The organism is Kriegella aquimaris (genome assembly GCF_900103215.1).
GTDB classification, from domain to species: Bacteria; Bacteroidota; Bacteroidia; order Flavobacteriales; family Flavobacteriaceae; genus Kriegella; species Kriegella aquimaris.
In genome coordinates this window covers 39,435-60,148 of record NZ_FNGV01000007.1, presented here as the reverse complement: position 1 = coordinate 60,148, position 20,714 = coordinate 39,435, and the positions used below count along the sequence as shown (strand labels likewise).

The following is a 20,714-nucleotide window of genomic DNA, read 5'->3' as shown; positions in this document are numbered from 1 at the left end:
TAATAGCAAATTGAGGCTATCTGCATTAAGAATAATGATGTCAAAAAAATAACCTAAACGTTCTTTTCACTGATTTCCGAACAAGACAAACTTTAAATCCTATAAGATATGGCCAAGGACAATAATTTTAACATACAAACAATCGGTACCGCTACGATTCCTTCCCCCATTCACCTAGACCAAATGACCGGTGATAGCATTTACAAATTTATCGAGGAAAAAGATAGAATATTAAGCGATGTTACATTACAAGGTTTCAATACATGCCTGCAAAATAACGAAGCACCCGTTTGTCTTGAGAAGGCAGGTCCCCGTGAACGCATATTTTTTAGACCTGAAAATACTACGGCAGCCATTGTAACCTGTGGAGGTCTTTGTCCGGGTATCAATAATGTAATACGCAGTCTTGTGATGGCATTACACTATTTTTATGGAATCAAAAGAATTATTGGAATACCCTTCGGATATGAAGGACTATCACCTACGAGCAACCATAGCCTTAAAGAACTTACGCCTGATATGGTAAACGATATTCACGAGTTCGGTGGAACCATGTTAGGTTCTTCCAGAGGGGCACAACCAGTCTCGGAAATGGTCGATATGCTTGAAAACAACAAAATAGATTTGTTGTTTGCCATAGGCGGAGATGGCACGCTAAAGGGGGCCAACGCGATTGGCGATGAAATCGAAAAACGACAACTGCCGATTTCGGTGATCGGAATACCGAAGACCATCGACAACGACATTGACCTTATTGATAAATCTTTCGGATTTGAGACGGCATTCGATACCGCCGCACCTATTATAAGAGACGCACACAACGAAGCAACCGGGGCATACAATGGGGTGTCGATTGTAAAATTAATGGGAAGGGATAGCGGATTTATCGCAGCTTCGGCCGCTATAGCGATGCCAGTTGTCAACTTTGTTCTGGTACCCGAAATGGCTTTCGACCTCTATGGACCCAACGGCTTTTTTGAAGCTTTAAAAAAACGTTTAGAACTCAAAAACCATGCGGTCATCGTTGTTGCCGAGGGAGCTGGCCAACATTTGTTCGAAAAGGAAAAACAAATAACAGATGCCTCGGGAAATGTGCAACATAGGGATATCGGATTATTGTTAAAGGATAAAATTAAGGAGTATTTCGATTCCCAATCTATCAAGACGACCATCAAATACATTGACCCTAGTTATATTATCAGAAGTGCCCCTGCCAATGCGAGCGACAGTGTTTTCTGCAATAGACTGGCATACCACGCAGTACATGGCGCAATGGCCGGAAAGACCAAATTTGTAGTAGGCATGGTCAACAATCAATTTGTGCACCTACCTATATCTAAAGTCGTGCACCAAAGAAAGAAAATAGATTTGGCGGGTGAATTTTGGTTTGCCGCACTTCAAAGCACAGGGCAACCCTTTTCAATGGTACAATCTTGATATGAACTTTTAAGACAATATTCTTCTTTCATACTGGGTTGAACAGCGGCAAGATTTCATTAATACATTCAAGATGAAAAAATAAAGGTGCCAAACAAATGTCTTAATTGCATGTGTTTACTAGCTAGGTAGAAAAAACCCGACACCGCTTCGGTTAACGGTGTCGGGTTTTAATAGACAAGCTATCTAAATATGATCGGCCAATGCGTGGTGGGTATCTATTAAAGGCCCTCCATTCAGAATTTCTTCTGAAGCCTGATTGGCAAATTTGTCAAAGTTTAAATGGAAAGAATGCGCTAGTTGTATGGCTTTGCTCACATAAGCTCCTTTTTGCAACCATGTATTCATGGGATCTAATAATTCAGTGGGCACCGCTTGGCAATATTTCGGCATGTGCAACCCAAAAATAGGATGCTGGTCATAATCGACTTTCTCAAGTTCTCCTTTTAGAATCGCGGAAATCATCGCCCTGGTATATTTCAACTTGATTCGGGATCCAACGCCGTAAGGTCCGCCCGTCCACCCGGTATTGATCAACCAAACATTAACACCGGCTTCGGTCATTTTTTTGCTAAGCATTTCTGCATATACAGTTGGGTGTAACGGCATAAAAGGCTCCCCAAAACAGGCCGAGAACGACGGAACGGGTTCATTTATTCCTGCTTCGGTTCCAGCAACTTTTGCGGTATAGCCCGAAATAAAGTGATAGGCTGCTTGACCAGGTGTTAATTTCGATACAGGCGGTAAAACTCCGAAGGCATCGCAAGTCAAAAAGAAAATATTCTTCGGATTTTTGGCAAAAGAGGGTATCTGAATATTGTCGATATGCTCGATAGGATAACTCACTCGGGTGTTCTGTGTTATCGAAAAATCGGAATAGTCTACCTCTTTTGTACCTTCCTTAAAAACAACATTCTCCAAAAGTGCACCAGGACGGATAGCCCTAAAAATGTCTGGCTCCTTCTCTTCGGTAAGATCGATAACCTTGGCATAACAACCTCCTTCAAAATTAAAAATGGTATTGTCAGCTGCCCAACCATGCTCGTCGTCACCGATTAATCTTCGTTCGGGGTCGGCCGACAGCGTCGTCTTTCCTGTTCCCGATAGCCCAAAGAAAATAGCGGTATCTCCTTCTTCCCCCACATTGGCAGAACAATGCATCGGAAGCACATTGTTTTCTGTTGGCAAAATTAGGTTCAAGGCAGAAAAAATACCCTTTTTTATCTCACCGGTATAGGCCGATCCCGCTACCAATGCTATTTTCTTTGTAAAATTGATAATGGAAAAATTACCGCTTCCGATACCGAAAGATTTGGGTTCCTTAGCCTCATAGCCCGGTGCACAAAGCACTAGCCAATCCTCCTCGAAATTTTCAAGTTCATCATCTTTCAACCGAAGAAACATGTTTTTTACAAAATAATTTGACCATGGATATTCGGTAATCGTACGCACGTTCATACGGTATTTGGGATCGGCACATACATACGCATCACGTATATAAACTTCCTTTCCCGATAGATATTTTGCGACTTCATTGTAGAGCTTGTCGAAATTTTCGGGTGCTATCGGCTTATTTACACGGCCCCACCAAACTTTATCACTGGTGTAATCGTCTTTTACCAAAAAACGGTCTTTGGGTGACCTTCCTGTAAATTTACCTGTATTTACGCAGAGTGTACCATTCACTGTTTCTGTACCCATGCCTTTTGCAACGGTCAATTCCTGAAGTGTCTCTCCATCAAGGTTCCAATGGGCATTGACCTTTTCCAATCCGTATTTCTGAAGATTCTTGTTTGAGGTTTTCGATAGTGTTTCGTCCATAATTTTTAGTTTGAAAGGTTTATAAAATTTTAATCTATGGCCAGCAAGGGCACTTGTGAATGCACAGTCAACAATTGTGTAAGTTGACCTTCAGAAGGTTCGCTTCGCTTGCTGTGATTTCTTGGCAATATGGTTATAAGATCAAGTTCTTTTTTGGTGGCATAATCCAATATACCTTCGACAACATCTTTATTCTTTATAAAAACACGCTCGGCATAAAAACTTTCTAGATAATATTCTACCGCATTCTCGTTCTTTTCCTCTTCTTTTGAGTAGCCGTAGTTACCAGGTTTATTTTCAACAGTTACTACATGCACTTGGGCATTGAACCTTCGGGCCACCTGTAATAGTCTACCCAAAACGTGGGTGTCTTCTATCTCTTCATTACCCAAGACCAAGGCAATTCGCTTTAATTTAAATTCTTTATAGCCGTTCGGCACTACCAAAACGGGGCAATCGGCTTCTAACACAAACTTCGAAGTATTGGTCATTTCAGCGTCACCTTCTTTCTGGGTACCCGAAGTGCCCATAATGACCATATCGACCTGTCTTGTTTTTTGTATGGACAATAAGGCATCTGTCAAAGAGCCACTTTGTGTCACCCATTCCAATTTATTCTTAAGTTTTGAATTGTACTTTTCTTCGATTTTTTTTAAGTTTTCAGGAAGAATACTAAAGTTGCTATTCCCTGAAATATGTGCAAGCACAATTTTTATATCATCATTGCGTCCCACAAAGGCCGCGGTGTACTCCAATGCACTTTTAGCAATATTTGAAAAGTCAAAGGGTACGAGTATTGTAGAAATTCTGTCCATTGCACTATGGTTTTTTAAGTGATTCACTACAAAACTACCCATCGATTATCGGGCAAAAAATGACAATAGTCATGCGCCGACAAAAATTAAGTGGCTACTATTGAAATTCAGAAGTATACTTTATAAATTAGCACGATGGATTTAGTAGCTGGAATTGATATCGGTGGTACCAAAACAAAAATTGGATTGGTAGCCAAAAATGGTGACTGCCTTCAACAGTCATTTTTCAGAACACAGGAATTTGAAAATTTCGATGACTTTTTAATTCGGATAAAAACAGAAATCGAAGCACTCGAAGCTAAGCTGGATTTCCCTGTAAATCTTATCGGTTGTGGCATCGGTGCGCCCAATGCTTCTAGCCGAAATGGTACTATTGAAAATGCCGCAAATTTAAAATGGAAAGGTTCCGTACCTGTTCTCGAAAAATTTAAACAACACCTCGATGTACCCATGCGCATTATGAACGATGCCAGTGCCGCTGCATTGGGAGAGATGCTTTTTGGCAACGCAAAGAATATGAACGACTTTATTGTCATTACTTTGGGTACGGGCTTAGGTGCGGGCATCGTCGCCAACGGAAAATTGATAGAGGGCTACGACGGATTTGCAGGTGAACTCGGTCATATTGACATGACTTTGGGGGATGGGCGTTTGACCGGTCTTAACGTTCGCGGCGGACTGGAAGCCTACGTTTCGGCTACCGGGCTTAAACGTACCGTATTATATATGTTGTGCAAATATATGGATGAAAGTCGTTTTCGAGACGTAGCCTATAACGACCTGCATGGTGAAGACATTACCAAAGCAGCGGAAGAAGGTGACCCTATAGCCCTTAAAGCCTTTGATTATACCGCAAAAATTATGGGATTGGCACTCGCCAATTTTACGGCATTCACACAACCAAGAGCTTTCTTCTTGATGGGAGGCTTGGTAAATAGCGGCAAATGGATCTTAGACCCGCTACAAACGTATTTTGAAGATTATTTACTGGAAGTCTATAAAGGAAAAGTAAAAATACTTACTTCGGGAATGGAGGGTAAAACAGCTGCTATCTGTGGAGCTGCGGCACTAATTTGGGAAGAGCAAAACTAGAGCTCGCCAAATAATTTATTAATAGCCGACTTCAACCTTGGGTAGAAGCTGAAATAAAAATCGTGTCAAAAGTTCCGTTTCAAAACAGATAATTGTTGATTTATACCTCGCTTCTGTAAGGAAAATCTTTCCTGCCTGCACTCTTAAATAAAAATCTAGCTTTTCAGATATGACAATGGTCATTTTATGCCCCATTTTACCCTTGTAACTTTGGGATATAATATAAAATATCCTGAACGATGCAGATATTGATTCCGACCGACTTTTCAGAAAATTCATGGAACGCTCTTAAATATGGGCTTGAATTTTTCAAAAAAACGAAATGTACATTCCATATAATGCACATAAATCCCCTACCACCTTATTCTGGTGCAGGAAGTTCAATTCGCGTTTCTGGCGATAATTTCAAGGATATCATTTTAAAGGAAAGCAAGGCCGACCTTAAAAAGTTGTTCAAAAGAATTGAAACCGAACTCCCCCTTAATACGAAGCACACCTTTGTGCCTTTGGCTTTTTATGACTATTTGGTAGATGCTATAAAGCGAGAAGCCGAAGTCAAAAAAATCGAACTTATCATCATGGGTACCAAGGGAGCTTCTGGCCTAAAAAAAGCAACCATTGGCAGCAACACCGGTGACGTGATCACAAAGGTAAAATGTCCGTTATTGGCCGTACCTGAGAATGCGACCTATATAAACCTTAACGAAATTGCTTTTCCGACTGATTTTCATATTGGTTATGACATAAAAGTATTGGATACCTTGATTCAAATGACCACCATGAACAAGGCCATGTTGCGTATTCTACACATTTCTAAAAAGGGAGAAAAATTGAGCGAGGAACAGCAAAAAAACAAGGACTTTTTACATGACTATCTTATTGATGTAGATCATACCTTTCATTCCTTGACAGGTACAGAACTTGAGACCGCGGTACAATGTTTTACTGAAAGTAGGGATATAGACATGATTGCAATGGTAGCCAAAAACCTAAACTTCTTTCAACGCATATTGTTCCGTCCGAAAGTAGAGAAAATCAGTTACCATACAGACGTACCATTTTTGGTACTGCACGAATAGTATGCACAACAAATAAATATGCGGACCTTTATCTATAATAGACAAGGATTGCATATTTATTTTGTTAGAATGTCTTTAAGTGAAGGATTTAATTGTCGCTACAATATCATTTTTTTGAAGTACGCCAGACTGTCGCCAAACTTGTTTTCCGTTTTTAAACAATAACATTGTAGGTACTCCACGTACTTGATATTGATTCGCCAAAGGCTGATTTCTGTCTACATCGATTTTTACGATTTTTACGTTGTCCCCCAATTCGTCCTTGACCTGTTTTAATATGGGTGCCAACATTTTACACGGTCCGCACCAATCGGCGAAAAAGTCAACTAAAACTGGAGTTTTAGAATCTATAATGTTTTGAAAACTACTTTTCATCTTATCAAGATTTTTATTGGGCAAGATAGCTAAATAGATAAAAAAAGAAACTGACCAATATCATGGTTTTTAGCTTACATCCACATTATATTTAACTCAAACTTAATTACTATGGAAAAAATATTGGTACCTACCGATTTTTCGAGCAATGCTTACAATGCTCTTTTTCATGCCGTACAATTGGTAAAGAACAAACCTTGTACCTTTTTTATACTCAACGTACATGACGAATTTACCCCGTTACTGAGTAAGAGTACCGGTAAAGATTTGATACAACAACTCAAAGATGAATCGCAAGAAGGTCTAAAGGCGGTTAAACATCGTATCAAACGAGATGACCCCGATTCAAAACATGTTTTCAAGACCATTTCGGAATATGGCGAATTGACACATATTGTTGCCGACATTGTTGACAAAAAGGAAATCGATCTAGTAGTTATGGGGAATACAGGGTGCTCTGAAATTGAAGCCATTTTTTTGGGAAGCAATGTCTTAGGTACCATAAGCACTGTTAAAAAATGTCCGGTTTTAACCATTCCTAAAGAAATAGATTTTGTTCCACCTAAACAAATCGCTTTTGTAACCGACTACCATCGCCCTTATGATGCCGGGCTTCTTCATCCGCTACTTTTCTTGGCCAAACAATATGGATCTAAAATTTGTGTGATGCATATCAACGAAGAAGAGGTTTTGGATAAATACCAGACCATGAACAAAAGCATTTTGCTAGATTACTTGTTACCTTTTGAAAATTCATTTCATTGGATGCCACTTTTCAAGAACAAAGCGAACTCTATTACCACCTTTTTAAAGGAATTGGAAATCGACTTCCTTGCCATGGTGAATTACGAACATAGTATTTTAGAACGGGTGACACGTGAACCTGTTATTAAAAGAGTGGCCTTTAATCTAGATATCCCTTTTTTGGTAATTCCTGATTCAGACTGACATTTGTCATAGCGTACGGTAACTTTAAACCCTATTTTTATACTTTAACTTTTAAAAATGCACTATGGAAAAGCGAATATTGTTGCCGACCGATTTCTCAAAAAATGCGTTGAACGCCATTCGGTATGCGTTGGCCCTTTATGCAGATCAACAATGCGATTTCTATTTTTTAAATGTTTACCAGGTCGATGGTTATAATCTCGATAATGCGATGATGGTGCCCGAACCGGGTGAGAGCGCTTTTGAAGCTGCAAAATCAAAATCGGAACATCGTTTTAAAGAGTTGATGGAGATTTTAAACTTAAATCCTAAAAATCCAAAGCATACCTATCATACTATATCTACCTTTAGTTTTTTATTCGAAGCCGTTGAAAATACCATTGCAAGACATGACATCGACATCATCGTCATGGGCACCAAGGGCCGTACGGGTTCACATACCGTAATCTACGGCACGAACACGATCAACTTAATGGAAGAAGTGACCGAGTGTCCGGTTCTTGCCATACCTGAAGATGTTCGTTTTGCCCCGCCCAAAGAAATCGTTTTCCCTACCGATTATAAAACACCTTTCAAGCGTAGGGAACTCAATTACCTCATCGAAATCGGAAAAATGTACGGCACCGCTATACGCATTCTGCATGTTAAGGAAAAAGAAAAACTCTCGCAGGCCCAAGAAAACAATAAGGAGCTACTAGAAGATATTCTGAAAAATACCAGTCATAGTTTCCATAGCCTAGAGGGTGTAAAAGTACATACAGGGATCAATGCATTTATCGAAAGCCGTAACAGTGATATGGTGGCTTTTCTTAACAAAAAGCACCGCTTTTTTGGCAGCATGTGGTCTAATCCTTTGGTGAAGGAATTAGGATACCACTCCCGTGTTCCCGTATTCACATTGAACGACCACTCTTAAATCGATTATTGTGGCAGTGCCCCAAAAAATTGGATTTTTGGATAGGGCCACACGTTCATGCGCTGTGGGAGCTTGAGGGGAATTAACGTATTTTTTAACGCCTAAACGGACCCAAATCATTGCTTTTCATTAGTTTATGATTTAACTTCATGGAGAAATCACAATGCTACGGGGACTATGAACAGAAACTTTCTTACAAAATCGAACCAGGCAAAGAAAACAGAAACCTTCTACTATGACTGCCAAAATTGGAGGTCTAAACTGTGGTTCATGGAAGATGAGATTCTCTTTATAAATCGGCTGCTGACTTCCTATGTTTTTGAGCCTGACACACCTGACCTGTTTGAACGCCTGCAAGATTATTTAGGGCGATTAGAGAAGTCGAAAAAAGCAAAAAGCCGAGTTCTCGAACGTATCATTACTCATGAAAAAAACCTTGGTGGCATTTTTGAATGTAAAGATGAAAGCTGTGACCTGGGTTTTGATCGAAAACATAAAGCTATTGAGGCTCAAGTTGTCGATTGTATCCAAGATTTTCAAACCCTAAAGACTGAAATATTTAATTATGCCGGAGCTATATTAAAAAAAAGAAAACCGCATTAACGGTCTTCTAAAAAGGTCATTATCAATTAGCACGCGTAGTTAAGCATTTTTTCAAGTTCCTCGCTCTTGCCTCGACTTATGGGAATCTCCCTTCCTCCAATCTCAAGCATAGTTGTACAAAATTGGTCTATCTTGGTTACGTTTACACAATAAGATCTATGAATTCTTATGAATTTATCTTTAGGTAACTTTTTCAGAAATGATTTCAAGGTAGTAAGTACCAGAAGGTTTCCATCGTCGGTTACCAACCGAATATAATCTCCAATAGTTTCAATAAAATTGATGTGGTCAATTATTACTTTCTTTTTTTGCAAATTGCATTTGACATCAATGCAATCCTTTTCGGTAATCCGGTTACTCATTCTGTGCTTTGCAAGCGCTCGGCGTATGGCATTATCAAAACGACGTTTGTCCAAAGGTTTCTTCAGATAGTCCGTAATGGCATAATCAAAGGCTTTTAGGGCATAATCGGCTTTATCACAAACGAGAATCACCTGCGGCCGTTGTTCCAAGGCTTCTAAAAACTGGAATCCGTTCATACGCGGCATTTCAACATCGAGAAATATAAGGTCGATATTTTCATGCGCCTTATTATTTAAAGCCTCTATGGCATTTCGATATGTAGTCACCAAGACCAAATCAGAATGATTGTTTATCATTGTGGCAATGGCGTGTCTTGATACCGTAGAATCATCAATTACGATACATTTTAATACATCTTTATTCATCTCTTTTAGATTAGGTTTAATTTTTCAATCTATAGATCGAACTCATTATTTGGTTCATGAATACCAATCAAAGCTAACTTGAAAGCACTCCTTAAACAATGATAAAAGTCAGGTTAAGCCATTTTTTAAGTGCTTTCTGCCGGCACTATTTTTTTTAAAACAAAAACCAAAGAACTGATATTTGTCATTTCATTGCTGCTTCTTTCCGATTATCTTAGTGGGACTTATTAAGCAATTAGTAATCTTAAAACCCAATAATTATGTCATTAGTTAAATTTAACAGCAACCGATGGCCTTGGAATTATGGCCTTACTGATTTCATTGAAAACAATAATGCTTTCAATGACAATTTCTTTAATCTTGAAAAATCATTACCGGCGATGAATGTTAAGGAACACGATAATGATTTCGAAATTGAGCTGGCGTCACCAGGTTTCGAAAAAAAAGATTTTGAAATTACCCTAAAAGATGACATCTTGGAAGTTGCCGCTGAAAAAAAGGCGGACCTCGAAGAAAAAGATGGTGATTATACCCGAAAGGAGTTCAACTATCGCTCTTTCAGGCGCGCGTTACAGCTACCCAAAACAGTTGACGATTCAAAAGAAGTGAAAGCAACTTATGAGAATGGAATTCTAAAATTACATTTGTTGAAAAAAGAAGAGGCCAAAAAAATGGCAAAAAGAAAAATTGATATTTTATGATTTTATAAAATGGCATGCGACTCAATGGATCGCATGCCATTTTTTTTTAGAAACTTTATTTAAAATTCATTTCATCAAACCATTTTAAAACAAAGTGTAATGGAAGCAACTGGAAAAAATTACGGTTATATCGAGTGGCTAAGTGCCGAAGAAATGCATGAGGCGAGCTTGCAATGGATGTCAGAATTGAAATTCATTCGCGATGAACAGCGTTTTCTGAACGATTTGGTGGCCTCCTACACCCCACAATTGGCAGACCAAAAAGTTTTCAAGGAAAGCCAAGAAATAATCGGAGCGATTTCAAAATCAGAAAAAGAAGTCATAGAATTCATGAAAAGGGTGAAATCCCATCTAAATCTTCTGGAAATCATGGTCAATGACGTAGACGAGCTCAAGATGGAAAAGGCCTATATTGAAACCCATTGGGAGTTGTCATCTGAAATTAAAAAGTATAGCAATGAATATCGCGAACTGAAGACTGCATTATTCCATCTCGTGGCCAGGGTCAAAAAAATGAATAAGCGTCTTTTGAATTGAAGTAACAGGTATGTTGAGCGGTGAATTCTAAAAAACCTATTTTTGTAGGGGCATTCTATACTGGAATGTAAAACTCAGATTATGAAAAAACTACTTGTTTTTGCAATACTTATTTTAGGCGGGTGTTCTAATGCCTCGTTGGTCGAAAACTGGAAGAACCCAGATAACGTCATTTTTACAGCCTATAAAGTATTGATAGTAGGCATGACCTATAACGAAGATGCCCGCGCCGACTTCGAAACTAAATTAAAAAAAGAATTCGAGAAAAGAAACGTTGAAGCCATGCGCAGTATCGATTTATTCGATGTTTCGTTTACCGATTCGAGAAAATCGGAGGAAGAACTCGACGATGTAGAAAGACAGCTTCTGGATAAAGATTTTGATGCTATTCTTTTTACAAAAATTGTAGGCTCGGAAGACCGAAAAACTTTTTTAAAAAGTATTGCGGAATGGAGCAAATACAAAGGTGATTTTAGTGATGACTATATGTCTAATCAAGATATCTACTATAATTCGAACTACTATGAACCATTCACCGTATACCACGCCGAAACTTCTTTGTATTGCATCTGTGAAGGCAAAGAAAGGTCGTTGGTATGGCGGGGAAGTATAGACATTACCGACCCTGAAGATATTGAGAAAACAATCGATAAATATGTGAAATTGGTAGTCGTGGCCATGGAAGAACAAGATCTGATATTCCGAAAAAATAGTGATGGTAAAGGGTCGGACCTATAAACTACATTCCGAAATCTACCCCTTTTTATACTTTCAAGCAAAGGGGTTATTATTTTCTAAAGCCTCTTTTGTCGCTTTATAGCCCAATTCAAAAATGGCATCTATACCGTACATATTAAACGTAGCATACTTTGCCAGCCCCCTTGGTTCTATCAGCAAATCAAATTCCGGAAATTTTTGAACCGATTCAGATGCCGACTTGATTTTATAGGCACGTTCCATGACGTTATATGAATGTTTTAAATCTGAAATCTTCAAGGTTTCCAGAGGATTGACATAAACTCCAATAATTGAATCGCAAAGCGGTTTTAAAGGTTCAATGGGAAAATTGTTCAAAACCCCACCGTCTACATAATACGATTTACCGATTTGAACCGGGGTAAAAACACCAGGGAAGGAGGCCGACGCTAAAACGGGATGTATTAAGGGTCCGGAATGAAAAATTCGCAACGTTCCCTTTTCAACATTCGTCGCTGTGACGAATAAATGTTTTTTTAGAACGCTAAAATCATCCTCTGGAATTAACTTCTTAAAATCGATATAGAATTTTTCGGTATCAATGAATCCCGGCTTTCCTAAAGCGTATTTATTAGCTTGAAACAAGGGTATGTTTTTAAAGAAATCTAATATCACCGACCATTCGACACCTGCGGCGTACAAGGCCCCAACAATGGCACCTGCGCTCGTTCCCGAAATGTGGGTCGGGAAAATACCGTGTTCTTCCAATGCTTTGATAGCTCCAATATGGGCCACTCCCCGCACTCCCCCTCCAGAAAGTACTAATCCTATAGTCATGTTGTATTGATTTTAATTACTCGGAAATCAGAACTAATCATCCTTCTTACTTATTTGGCAATTAATTGAAAATTAGCCAGTCCTCCATCGATTGTGGCTTTTTCCAATGCGCCGTCTTTATAATAATAAATGTTCTCCTTTCCCTTCGAATTGATTTTTTTGTAACTATGATTTCCCAAAGGGATAATCGTATTAAATGTTCCTTCTTGCTCCGAAAAGCAACTACTAATATTTACCGGTTCTTCAAAATACAATAAAATTGTGGTGTAGTCGATGCTCCTTTTAAATACTTCTTTCTCTTTCCCATTCTTAACCATTTGGTATTCATTATTGCGCCATTCAGTAGAAGTTTCGGCATGTGGCCTGTCGTTTATGGTTATTTTGACATCAGACTTTTTCAATAAATCATTTGCAAAAGAGACTTCATAATTATAGTTTACCGTAATGTTTCTAATAATTTTAGTTTTCACCGTGGTGGAACTGTGGAAATATTGCCGGGAATTTTTGTTGGTTTCTGTAGCTTTTAGGTTTCCAATTGTTTTCTCGTTCATAACGATATCAAAATATAATGCCGTATTGTCAATTCGCTTGGCATCATAGGGGAAAACTATAAAATTGACAATCAATAACGGTAAGATTAAATTATACGGACTTATCAACAACTTTTAAGATTTTTGAAATGGTTAAATAGCATGGTACGAAACCTACTCGTTTGTTTGCAAAGTATTATATTTAACAGGTAAAAAACGATGACATAAGTCATATAAAGCTATTTCTTTCAAACTATTCTTTTGGACACTTAGAGCAAAATGAAATTTGAAAACTGACCAATGTCATGTATTTTAGATTCAACAAGCTTTAGTTTTGAAAACGATTTAAAAAGGGCATCATGAGAAGAAATTTAGAGGAAAAAGAGGGAATTGAACTATTAAAAAACAATTATGTCGGGTACTTGGCCTATGTCTTAGGCTCCACGCCGTATATTGTGCCCATCACCTACTATTACGATAGTGATACCCATACCATTACCAGTTATTCCTCGATTGGTCATAAGTTGGATGCCATGCGTAAAAACCCTTCGGTGGTCTTGGGCGTCAATAAAATTGACTCGGTATCCAATTGGCAATCTATTCAAGTACACGGTACCTTCGAAGAGCTTGAAGGCATTGATGCAAAGCACATGCTACATGAGTTTTCAGAAGGTGTAAAAAGCATCTTAAGCCGCACCAAAGGGAATGATGCCAAATTTATCAGTGAATTTTCCGCCAAAATTGAATCGGAAGCGCCACCCGTTGTATTTCGTATCAAAATAGGAGATATCGTGGGAAAATTACGCGAACATTAGAAAAACTACCAAGAGTTCCATTCTATCAAAATGTGTGCGATGGTCGAACCAACGCTTTTCTTGAAAATCGACAAAAGATTTGCTACCAATTATTTCTTACTGACAAACAGGAGGCCAATGCTTCCTGTTTCTGTTTTTCTAGGGTCTCGCTAAAACTGCACAAAAACCTATAAATTTATATCACGGAAACATTTTCTTATGAGCAAAGCCATATATATTGCCACCACTGAGCCCAACAGTGGTAAATCGATCATTTCATTGGGAATGATGCAACTCTTATTAGGAAAAACCGCAAAAGTGGGCTATTTCAGACCTATAGTCGACGATTTTGAAAACGGTACTATCGACAACCATATCAACACGGTATTGACCCATTTTGAGGTCGACCTTAGCTTTGAAGAGGCTTACGCCTATACCCGAAGCCAAGTGGTTCAACTAAAAAATATGGATAAGGATGATGAAATACTGAGCCATATTATTCATACCTACAAGGCCATCGAAGATCGGTTCGATTTTGTATTGGTGGAAGGAACCGATTTTTCTGGTGAAGGCGCCATCATTGAATGGGATATCAATGTGCTTATCGCAAAAAATTTGGGTATTCCGGCCGTGATAATAGCCAGCGGAACCGGCAAAACGTTGAACGAGTTGGTCGGAAATCTTTATATGGCCTATGATTCTTTTAAGGAAAAAGGGGTCGAAGTCTTGATGACCGTTGCCAATAAAGTGCAACCTGAAAATGTAGACCTTGTTATTTCTGGACTTCGAAAGAAACTACCTACCAAAATATTGATCGGTGCCATTCCCTTAAATCCTCTGTTGGGAAGCCCGACCGTCAAAGAGATTGCCAAAGAGCTCGATGCCGAAATATTGTTCGGTAGCGAATTCTTGAACAACCAAGTCGGGGCCTTTAGTGTGGGTGCCATGCAACTGCGTAATTATATTACCCATTTAAAAAAAGAATGTTTGGTCATCACCCCCGGGGACCGTGCCGATATTATTTTAGGTGCCCTACAAGCGAATACTTCCACCAACTACCCCAGCCTATCCGGCATCGTTCTTACCGGCGGGCTTATGCCCGAAGATTCGATTATAAAACTGATCGAAGGCCTTACCGATATCATTCCTATACTTTCGGTCAAGGGCGGTACTTTTTCCGTCACCAACCGCATGGGTACCATTCGCCCCAGAATGTATGCCGAAAACAGGGAGAAAATTAATATTTCGATCCAGGAGTTTGAAAGACATGTGCCTACCAACGAACTGGCCCAACGGCTCATAACGTTTAAAGCGGAAGGCATTACCCCAAGAATGTTCCAATACAACTTGCTAAAAAGGGCGAAAGCGGCCAAAAAACATATCGTATTGCCAGAAGGTACCGACGAACGCATTCTTATCGCTACCAAAAAACTAATGGATAGTGAAGCGGTCACCCTGACTTTATTAGGAGACCCTGAACAAATACGGGCAAAAATTGCAGAATTGGATTTGGGACTCGACCTTAATTCGATTACTATTATCGACCCGACCAAGTCTCCCGATTTCTTGGATTATGCCACTACGCTGTTCGAGCTACGGAAACACAAAAACGTGAATCTGGCCATGGCCAAAGATTTAATGGAAGATGTCTCCTATTTCGGAACCATGATGGTCTACAAAGGCCATGCCGATGGTATGGTCTCAGGAGCTGTACACACCACGCAACATACGATACGCCCCGCACTTCAATTTATCAAAACGAGGCCTGAGGTTTCTATTGTTTCCTCCGTATTTTTTATGTGCCTCCCCAACCGAGTCACGATCTTTGGTGATTGTGCCATCAATCCGAACCCAACGGCTGAACAACTTTCTGAAATTGCCATATCATCGGCCGCCACGAGCGCTGCTTTCGGCATCGAACCTAAAATCGCCATGCTTTCCTATTCGTCGGGAGCTTCGGGCGTAGGTGAAGATGTCGATCGTGTACGCCAGGCCACGGAAATCATCAAAACAAAACGCCCCGATCTTAAAGTAGAAGGTCCAATCCAGTACGATGCTGCCGTAGATAGTGGGGTGGGTAAAAGTAAATTGCCCGATTCAGAAGTCGCCGGACAGGCCAGTGTTTTTATTTTCCCTGACCTCAATACCGGTAACAACACCTATAAAGCCGTACAGCGGGAAACAGGGGCTCTCGCCATCGGACCCATGTTGCAAGGTTTGAACAAACCCGTTAACGATTTAAGTCGTGGTTGTACCGTAGAAGATATTTTCAATACCGTAATCATAACCGCCATTCAAGCCCAAGGTTTATAATTTCTTAGCACTAAAAAGAAGCATGAATATACTCATCATAAATGCCGGTAGTTCTTCCATAAAATATCAATTGATGGCCATGCCCTCGGAGCTGGTTATCTGTACCGGTATGGTCGAACGTATCGGTGAAACCGATACCATACTTCGGTATCAGACCGACACTGTAACGATTAATAAGGTAGCCGCCATACCTGACCATAAAGAGGGATTTAAAACAATAGCCGAACTGTTATTGGACCCTCGGCAAGGAGTCATCAAAAATACCGATGATATCGCCCTTATGGGCCACCGGGTCGTACATGGCGGAAACTCCTTTTCAAAAACAACGGCCGTTACCCAAGCGGTAAAAGATAAGATCCATGAACTTTCGGTGTTGGCACCTTTGCACAACCCCCATAATTTGGAAGGTATTACTATTGCTGAGGAAATTTTCGAAAGTGCCAAACAGTTCGCCGTTTTTGATACCGCCTTTCACCACACCATTCCCGTAATGGCCAAAAAATATGCGATACCCAACGAACTGTTTAAAAAACACCGCATTCAAGTCTATGGTTTTCATGGAACCAGCCATAAATATGTCGCCGAGCAGACTATCGCCCATCTACAATTGAAACAATCAAAATTGATTACCATACATTTGGGCAACGGCTGTAGTATGACTGCAATTAAAAATGGAAAAAGTATCGATCACAGCATGGGCTTTGCCCCGGCAAACGGACTTATAATGGGCTCTCGAAGTGGGGATATCGACCATTCGCTGATTTTTCATATGGTGCATACATTAGATTATTCGTTGGCCGAAGTCAACAAAATACTTACTAAACATAGCGGTATGCTTGCTTTGACCGGGTTTACCGACTTGCGCGATATTCAAAAAGATGCAGAAAACGGGAATACCGCATGTCAATTGGCCTTGGAAATGAATGCCTACCGTATTAAAAAATATATTGGCGCTTATACTGCCGTTCTCAATGGCCTAGATGCCATCGTTTTTACCGCAGGTATCGGGGAAAATTCAAGTGTCATTCGAAAATTAGTATGTACCGACATGAATTATCTCGGTATCACGCTGGATGACAAAAAAAATACCACGAAATCCAAAAAACTGCGAGAAATCAATACAGCTGATTCAAAAGTAAAAGTCTTGGTCGTACCGACTGATGAAGAGTTGGAAATCGCACGACAGGTATACAGTATCAGTTCTGACCAGTAAAACTGCCCACGTTTTGAACTTCAATAAATTGCTATTATTTGTGACTCTGAAATTTAAAAAAATACTATCGCTTTGTAAACATTTATCCTAATGAATATAACGCTAACGACTAATTCCAATTGTTGGCAAACCATAAAGTACATCATGACACCATGCTAGAAATCAGATCCCTTAATAAACTATCAATTCACTTAGATCACTTGGTAAAAGGTCGCCTATGGCTCAAAGTAATCATCGGACTGATTTTAGGAGCTGGCTTGGGAGTTCTTCTCAACCCGACTACAGGATTGGTTTCTGAAGTATTGAGTTTAGAACTAGCCAATTGGCTTGACCTGCCTGGCCAAATTTTTATGAGATTGGTTCAAATGATTATGATCCCATTGATATTTGCCTCAATAATATCGGGAATTGTAGGAAACACAACAGATAACTTGAAAACCTTTGGCTTGAGACTGCTATTGTATTTTGTTTTCACAACGGCTATTTCCATTATCATCGGTTTGCTAATCACCCTTGTTTTGAAACCGGGGGAATATATTTATAAATTGGGTGGTTTTCCTAATAGCAGTGCAGAACAATCGGTATCTACTGAGGCGCCAAATCTCATAGAAAACATCCCAGCTACTATTTCAAACCTCATCCCAAATAATCCGCTAGAATCAATTTTGACGGGAGAAATGTTGGGCGTTGTTATTTTTACCATCATAATTGGTGTCGCAATTACCCAGCTGGAGAATGAAAAGGCGAGACCTATTATTAATTTTACTGAAGCCATTCAGAAAATTTGCATGATTGTGGTATCATGGGCAATGCTTCTCGTGCCATATGCCGTATTTGGCCTAATGGCAGCTTTGCTATCCAGAACCGGTATTGACATATTCCTTGGTTTGGGGTACTATATGGTAGTGGTGATAACGGGCCTAATACTCTTAATGATATTCTACCTAGTGCTGGTCTTACTGGTCGTTAAGAAAAATCCTTTCAAATTTTTACGAGCGATACGCGAACCACAACTTTTGGCATTTTCTACCGCCAGTTCAGCTGCAGTTATGCCTATTTCGATGAAAACAGCCGATGAAAAGTTAGGTGTATCCTCCAATATCAGCGATTTTGTTATTCCGGTTGGAGCTACAATAAATATGGATGGTACTGCATTATTTCAATGCGTCACAACCATATTTATGGCACAGGCCTATGGTATTGAACTGTCTTTAATGAACCTCATATTAATCACCTTTACGGTGGTAGCTGCTTCAATAGGAACACCTGCCATTCCCGGCGGTGGAGTTATTATTCTGGCGTCCGTATTGCAGAGTTCAGGTATCCCAATTGACGGTCTAATCGTCATAATTGGAATAGACCGTATTTTGGGGATGTTTAGAACAGCAGTGAACGTAACTGGAGATTTAACGGCATGCATGATTTTCAACAAGTTTTATGGTACCCTATCAAATACTACAACCATTACAACTAAACCTAAAATTCAAAATGCAGTTTAGCCAAACCGTAATCTATCAAACAAATAATGAAAAAAGAATTTACACCTAAACTATTCTCTCTCTTAAAACAAGGGATATCTAAGGAAACCCTCACAAAAGACATTCTTTCAGGATTGATTGTAGGCATAGTGGCATTACCATTAGCAATCGCTTTTGCCATAGCATCCGGGGTTTCTCCAGAAAAAGGAATCATAACGGCCATAATCGCAGGGATTATCATCTCGACTTTCGGTGGTAGCAGAGTTCAAATTGGAGGTCCGACAGGCGCATTTATTGTAATAGTCTATGGCGTAATTCAATTGCATGGAATAGATGGGTTGATTATAGCTACATTCTTAGCGGGGTTTTTAATGATAGGAATGGGACTTTTGCGTCTTGGTAATTTGCTGAAATTTATTCCGTATTCCCTAATTGTCGGTTTTACCAGTGGCATCGCCTTAATTATCTTTTCATCACAGATCAATGATTTTTTCGGACTTCAAATCGCTAAGGTTCCTGCTGATTTTATAGATAAGTGGATTATGTATTTTGAGAATTTCAGTCACATAAATTGGTATGCCGTTTCAATTGCCATTGGTACTATTCTCATAACCATATATTTTCAGAAATTGGTGAAAAAAATTCCGGGATCGATCGTTGCTATTCTATTATCCACTATTGTCGTAAATGTATTTAATATTCCGGTCGACACCATAGAAAGTAATTTTGGGGAAATCCCCAACCATTTTGATTTACCGCATATACCGAATGTAAACTTTGACACCATTCAGGCATTGATACAACCCGCCTTTGCAATCGCTATATTGGGTAGTATTGAATCGCTGCTTTCGGCAGTAGTCTCAGATTCGATGATCGGGGGAAAACATCGTTCGAATATGGAGCTCATAGCTATGGGAGGCGCCAATATTGTATCCGCATTATTTGGAGGGATCCCAGCCACGGGAGCTATTGCAAGAACAGCTACCAACGTCAAAAATGGCGGACGCACTCCGATAGCCGGCATTGTACACAGTTTGGTTTTATTGGCGATAATGCTATTATTTGCTCCTTACGCCAAATTAATACCGCTTTCTTGTCTTGCGGGAATATTGGTGGTTATTGCCTATCATATGAGTGAAATTGGTCAATTCAAATCCATTTTAAAAGGAAATAGAATGGACATTATTATTTTACTGACCACTTTCTTTTTAACCGTAATTTTTGATTTGGTCATTGCAATAGAAATCGGAATGGTGCTAGCAAGCTTTATGTTTATGAAACGAATGAGTGAATCTGTTCATATTCAGAATATAACGGCTGAAACAAAAGACGAAGAAAATCTGTTTGATGAAGAATTAATAGATGTACCCAAAAATGTGCTTTTGTATGAAATAAACGGACCCCTATTTTTTGGAGCCGCAAGACAATTTCAAGAAACGGTCACCAATACACATTTACAACCTAAAGTCATTATTTTAAGAATGCGCTACGTTCCGCTAATTGATGCCACAGGTTATCAGAGTGTGAAAGAAATCGTTAAAACATTTAAAGCAAGAGGAATAAAAGTAATTATTTCGGGTATTAATGAAGATTTAAAAAAGGACTTTAAGAAGAATGATATGTTCTCCATTTTAGAAAAGGAATATGTGGTGAAAGACATTAAAAAAGCACTTAAAAAGGTAAGTGAAATGGAATAAACCTTGCCTGCCGAATGTATGCCATAAAAGAGATAGCTTAGTTTTACAAAGCTATTAGCCATATTTCAATTACCCCAAAATGATGTTTCGGGTTTCCCCATTTG

The 20,714-nt window shown here is 39.3% G+C and carries 21 protein-coding genes; 14 read left to right on the top strand and 7 right to left on the bottom strand.

Features of this window, described 5'->3' with window-relative positions; all coding sequences use genetic code 11:
- The first annotated feature begins 108 nt into the window (after positions 1-108).
- Positions 109-1,437, top strand: coding sequence for an ATP-dependent 6-phosphofructokinase (locus BLS33_RS14430; RefSeq protein ID WP_089890702.1), 1,329 nt, complete (start codon positions 109-111; stop codon positions 1,435-1,437).
- A 186-nt stretch (positions 1,438-1,623) separates the two neighbouring features.
- Here BLS33_RS14430 and pckA read toward each other — a convergent pair whose 3' ends face one another.
- Both pckA and BLS33_RS14420 read right to left on the bottom strand, forming a co-directional pair.
- Positions 1,624-3,258, bottom strand: coding sequence for a phosphoenolpyruvate carboxykinase (ATP) (pckA, locus tag BLS33_RS14425; RefSeq protein WP_089890700.1), 1,635 nt, complete (start codon positions 3,256-3,258; stop codon positions 1,624-1,626).
- Between the two features lie 29 nt (positions 3,259-3,287).
- Complete coding sequence (locus BLS33_RS14420) at positions 3,288-4,073, bottom strand: universal stress protein (protein ID WP_176801394.1); 786 nt, start codon at positions 4,071-4,073, stop codon at positions 3,288-3,290.
- A 135-nt stretch (positions 4,074-4,208) separates the two neighbouring features.
- Here BLS33_RS14420 and BLS33_RS14415 point away from each other — a divergent pair, with 135 nt between their 5' ends.
- On the top strand, positions 4,209-5,165 hold the full coding sequence (locus tag BLS33_RS14415) for an ROK family protein (protein WP_089890695.1): 957 nt from the start codon (positions 4,209-4,211) through the stop codon (positions 5,163-5,165).
- Between the two features lie 18 nt (positions 5,166-5,183).
- Here the strand turns inward: BLS33_RS14415 and BLS33_RS24875 are convergent, their stop codons facing one another.
- Complete coding sequence (locus BLS33_RS24875; protein WP_176801393.1) at positions 5,184-5,348, bottom strand: hypothetical protein; 165 nt, start codon at positions 5,346-5,348, stop codon at positions 5,184-5,186.
- A 56-nt stretch (positions 5,349-5,404) separates the two neighbouring features.
- Here BLS33_RS24875 and BLS33_RS14410 point away from each other — a divergent pair, with 56 nt between their 5' ends.
- Positions 5,405-6,244 carry a universal stress protein gene (locus tag BLS33_RS14410; protein ID WP_089890688.1) on the top strand — a complete coding sequence of 280 codons (840 nt, stop codon included), beginning with the start codon at positions 5,405-5,407 and terminating at the stop codon, positions 6,242-6,244.
- A 75-nt stretch (positions 6,245-6,319) separates the two neighbouring features.
- Here the strand turns inward: BLS33_RS14410 and trxA are convergent, their stop codons facing one another.
- The gene (gene trxA / locus BLS33_RS14405) at positions 6,320-6,619 is read right to left on the bottom strand and encodes a thioredoxin (protein ID WP_089890687.1); all 300 of its coding nucleotides are present in this window, start codon (positions 6,617-6,619) and stop codon (positions 6,320-6,322) included.
- A 111-nt stretch (positions 6,620-6,730) separates the two neighbouring features.
- Here trxA and BLS33_RS14400 point away from each other — a divergent pair, with 111 nt between their 5' ends.
- From BLS33_RS14400 to BLS33_RS14390, 3 genes are all read left to right on the top strand, one after another.
- Positions 6,731-7,567 carry a universal stress protein gene (locus tag BLS33_RS14400; protein WP_089890686.1) on the top strand — a complete coding sequence of 279 codons (837 nt, stop codon included), beginning with the start codon at positions 6,731-6,733 and terminating at the stop codon, positions 7,565-7,567.
- 64 nt (positions 7,568-7,631) lie between these two features.
- Entirely contained in the window at positions 7,632-8,483 is an 852-nt protein-coding gene (locus tag BLS33_RS14395; RefSeq protein ID WP_089890683.1) for a universal stress protein, read from the top strand.
- 270 nt (positions 8,484-8,753) lie between these two features.
- A complete protein-coding gene (locus BLS33_RS14390) occupies positions 8,754-9,086 on the top strand; it encodes a hypothetical protein (protein WP_245731466.1) in 333 nt (110 codons plus the stop codon).
- 26 nt (positions 9,087-9,112) lie between these two features.
- Here BLS33_RS14390 and BLS33_RS14385 read toward each other — a convergent pair whose 3' ends face one another.
- On the bottom strand, positions 9,113-9,814 hold the full coding sequence (locus tag BLS33_RS14385) for a LytR/AlgR family response regulator transcription factor (RefSeq protein WP_089890678.1): 702 nt from the start codon (positions 9,812-9,814) through the stop codon (positions 9,113-9,115).
- Positions 9,815-10,074: 260 nt separating this feature from the next.
- Between BLS33_RS14385 and BLS33_RS14380 the strand changes: the two genes are divergently transcribed.
- From BLS33_RS14380 to BLS33_RS14370, 3 genes are all read left to right on the top strand, one after another.
- Positions 10,075-10,515, top strand: a complete 441-nt coding sequence (locus BLS33_RS14380) for an Hsp20/alpha crystallin family protein (RefSeq protein WP_089890667.1) — start codon at positions 10,075-10,077, stop codon at positions 10,513-10,515.
- A gap of 99 nt (positions 10,516-10,614) precedes the next feature.
- A complete protein-coding gene (locus tag BLS33_RS14375; RefSeq protein ID WP_089890664.1) occupies positions 10,615-11,052 on the top strand; it encodes a hypothetical protein in 438 nt (145 codons plus the stop codon).
- Between the two features lie 81 nt (positions 11,053-11,133).
- Positions 11,134-11,790: a hypothetical protein gene (locus BLS33_RS14370; RefSeq protein ID WP_089890646.1), complete on the top strand. Its 657-nt coding sequence runs from the start codon at positions 11,134-11,136 to the stop codon at positions 11,788-11,790.
- 33 nt (positions 11,791-11,823) lie between these two features.
- On the opposite strand, the gene BLS33_RS14365 is transcribed toward BLS33_RS14370, so the two are convergent.
- Together BLS33_RS14365 and BLS33_RS14360 are read right to left on the bottom strand one after the other, a co-directional pair.
- The gene (locus tag BLS33_RS14365; RefSeq protein WP_089890642.1) at positions 11,824-12,585 is read right to left on the bottom strand and encodes a patatin-like phospholipase family protein; all 762 of its coding nucleotides are present in this window, start codon (positions 12,583-12,585) and stop codon (positions 11,824-11,826) included.
- Between the two features lie 50 nt (positions 12,586-12,635).
- Complete coding sequence (locus BLS33_RS14360; protein ID WP_143017620.1) at positions 12,636-13,247, bottom strand: DUF6134 family protein; 612 nt, start codon at positions 13,245-13,247, stop codon at positions 12,636-12,638.
- A gap of 227 nt (positions 13,248-13,474) precedes the next feature.
- Here BLS33_RS14360 and BLS33_RS14355 point away from each other — a divergent pair, with 227 nt between their 5' ends.
- The 5 genes from BLS33_RS14355 (at position 13,475) to BLS33_RS14335 (ending at position 20,610) form a co-directional block, all read left to right on the top strand.
- A complete protein-coding gene (locus BLS33_RS14355; protein ID WP_089890634.1) occupies positions 13,475-13,930 on the top strand; it encodes a pyridoxamine 5'-phosphate oxidase family protein in 456 nt (151 codons plus the stop codon).
- 198 nt (positions 13,931-14,128) lie between these two features.
- Positions 14,129-16,222: a phosphate acetyltransferase gene (gene pta, locus BLS33_RS14350; RefSeq protein ID WP_089890629.1), complete on the top strand. Its 2,094-nt coding sequence runs from the start codon at positions 14,129-14,131 to the stop codon at positions 16,220-16,222.
- 22 nt (positions 16,223-16,244) lie between these two features.
- Positions 16,245-17,435: an acetate/propionate family kinase gene (locus BLS33_RS14345; protein ID WP_089890625.1), complete on the top strand. Its 1,191-nt coding sequence runs from the start codon at positions 16,245-16,247 to the stop codon at positions 17,433-17,435.
- A gap of 152 nt (positions 17,436-17,587) precedes the next feature.
- Positions 17,588-18,934: a dicarboxylate/amino acid:cation symporter gene (locus BLS33_RS14340; RefSeq protein ID WP_089891155.1), complete on the top strand. Its 1,347-nt coding sequence runs from the start codon at positions 17,588-17,590 to the stop codon at positions 18,932-18,934.
- A gap of 26 nt (positions 18,935-18,960) precedes the next feature.
- Positions 18,961-20,610 carry a SulP family inorganic anion transporter gene (locus tag BLS33_RS14335; protein ID WP_089890622.1) on the top strand — a complete coding sequence of 550 codons (1,650 nt, stop codon included), beginning with the start codon at positions 18,961-18,963 and terminating at the stop codon, positions 20,608-20,610.
- Positions 20,611-20,714 lie beyond the last annotated feature (104 nt).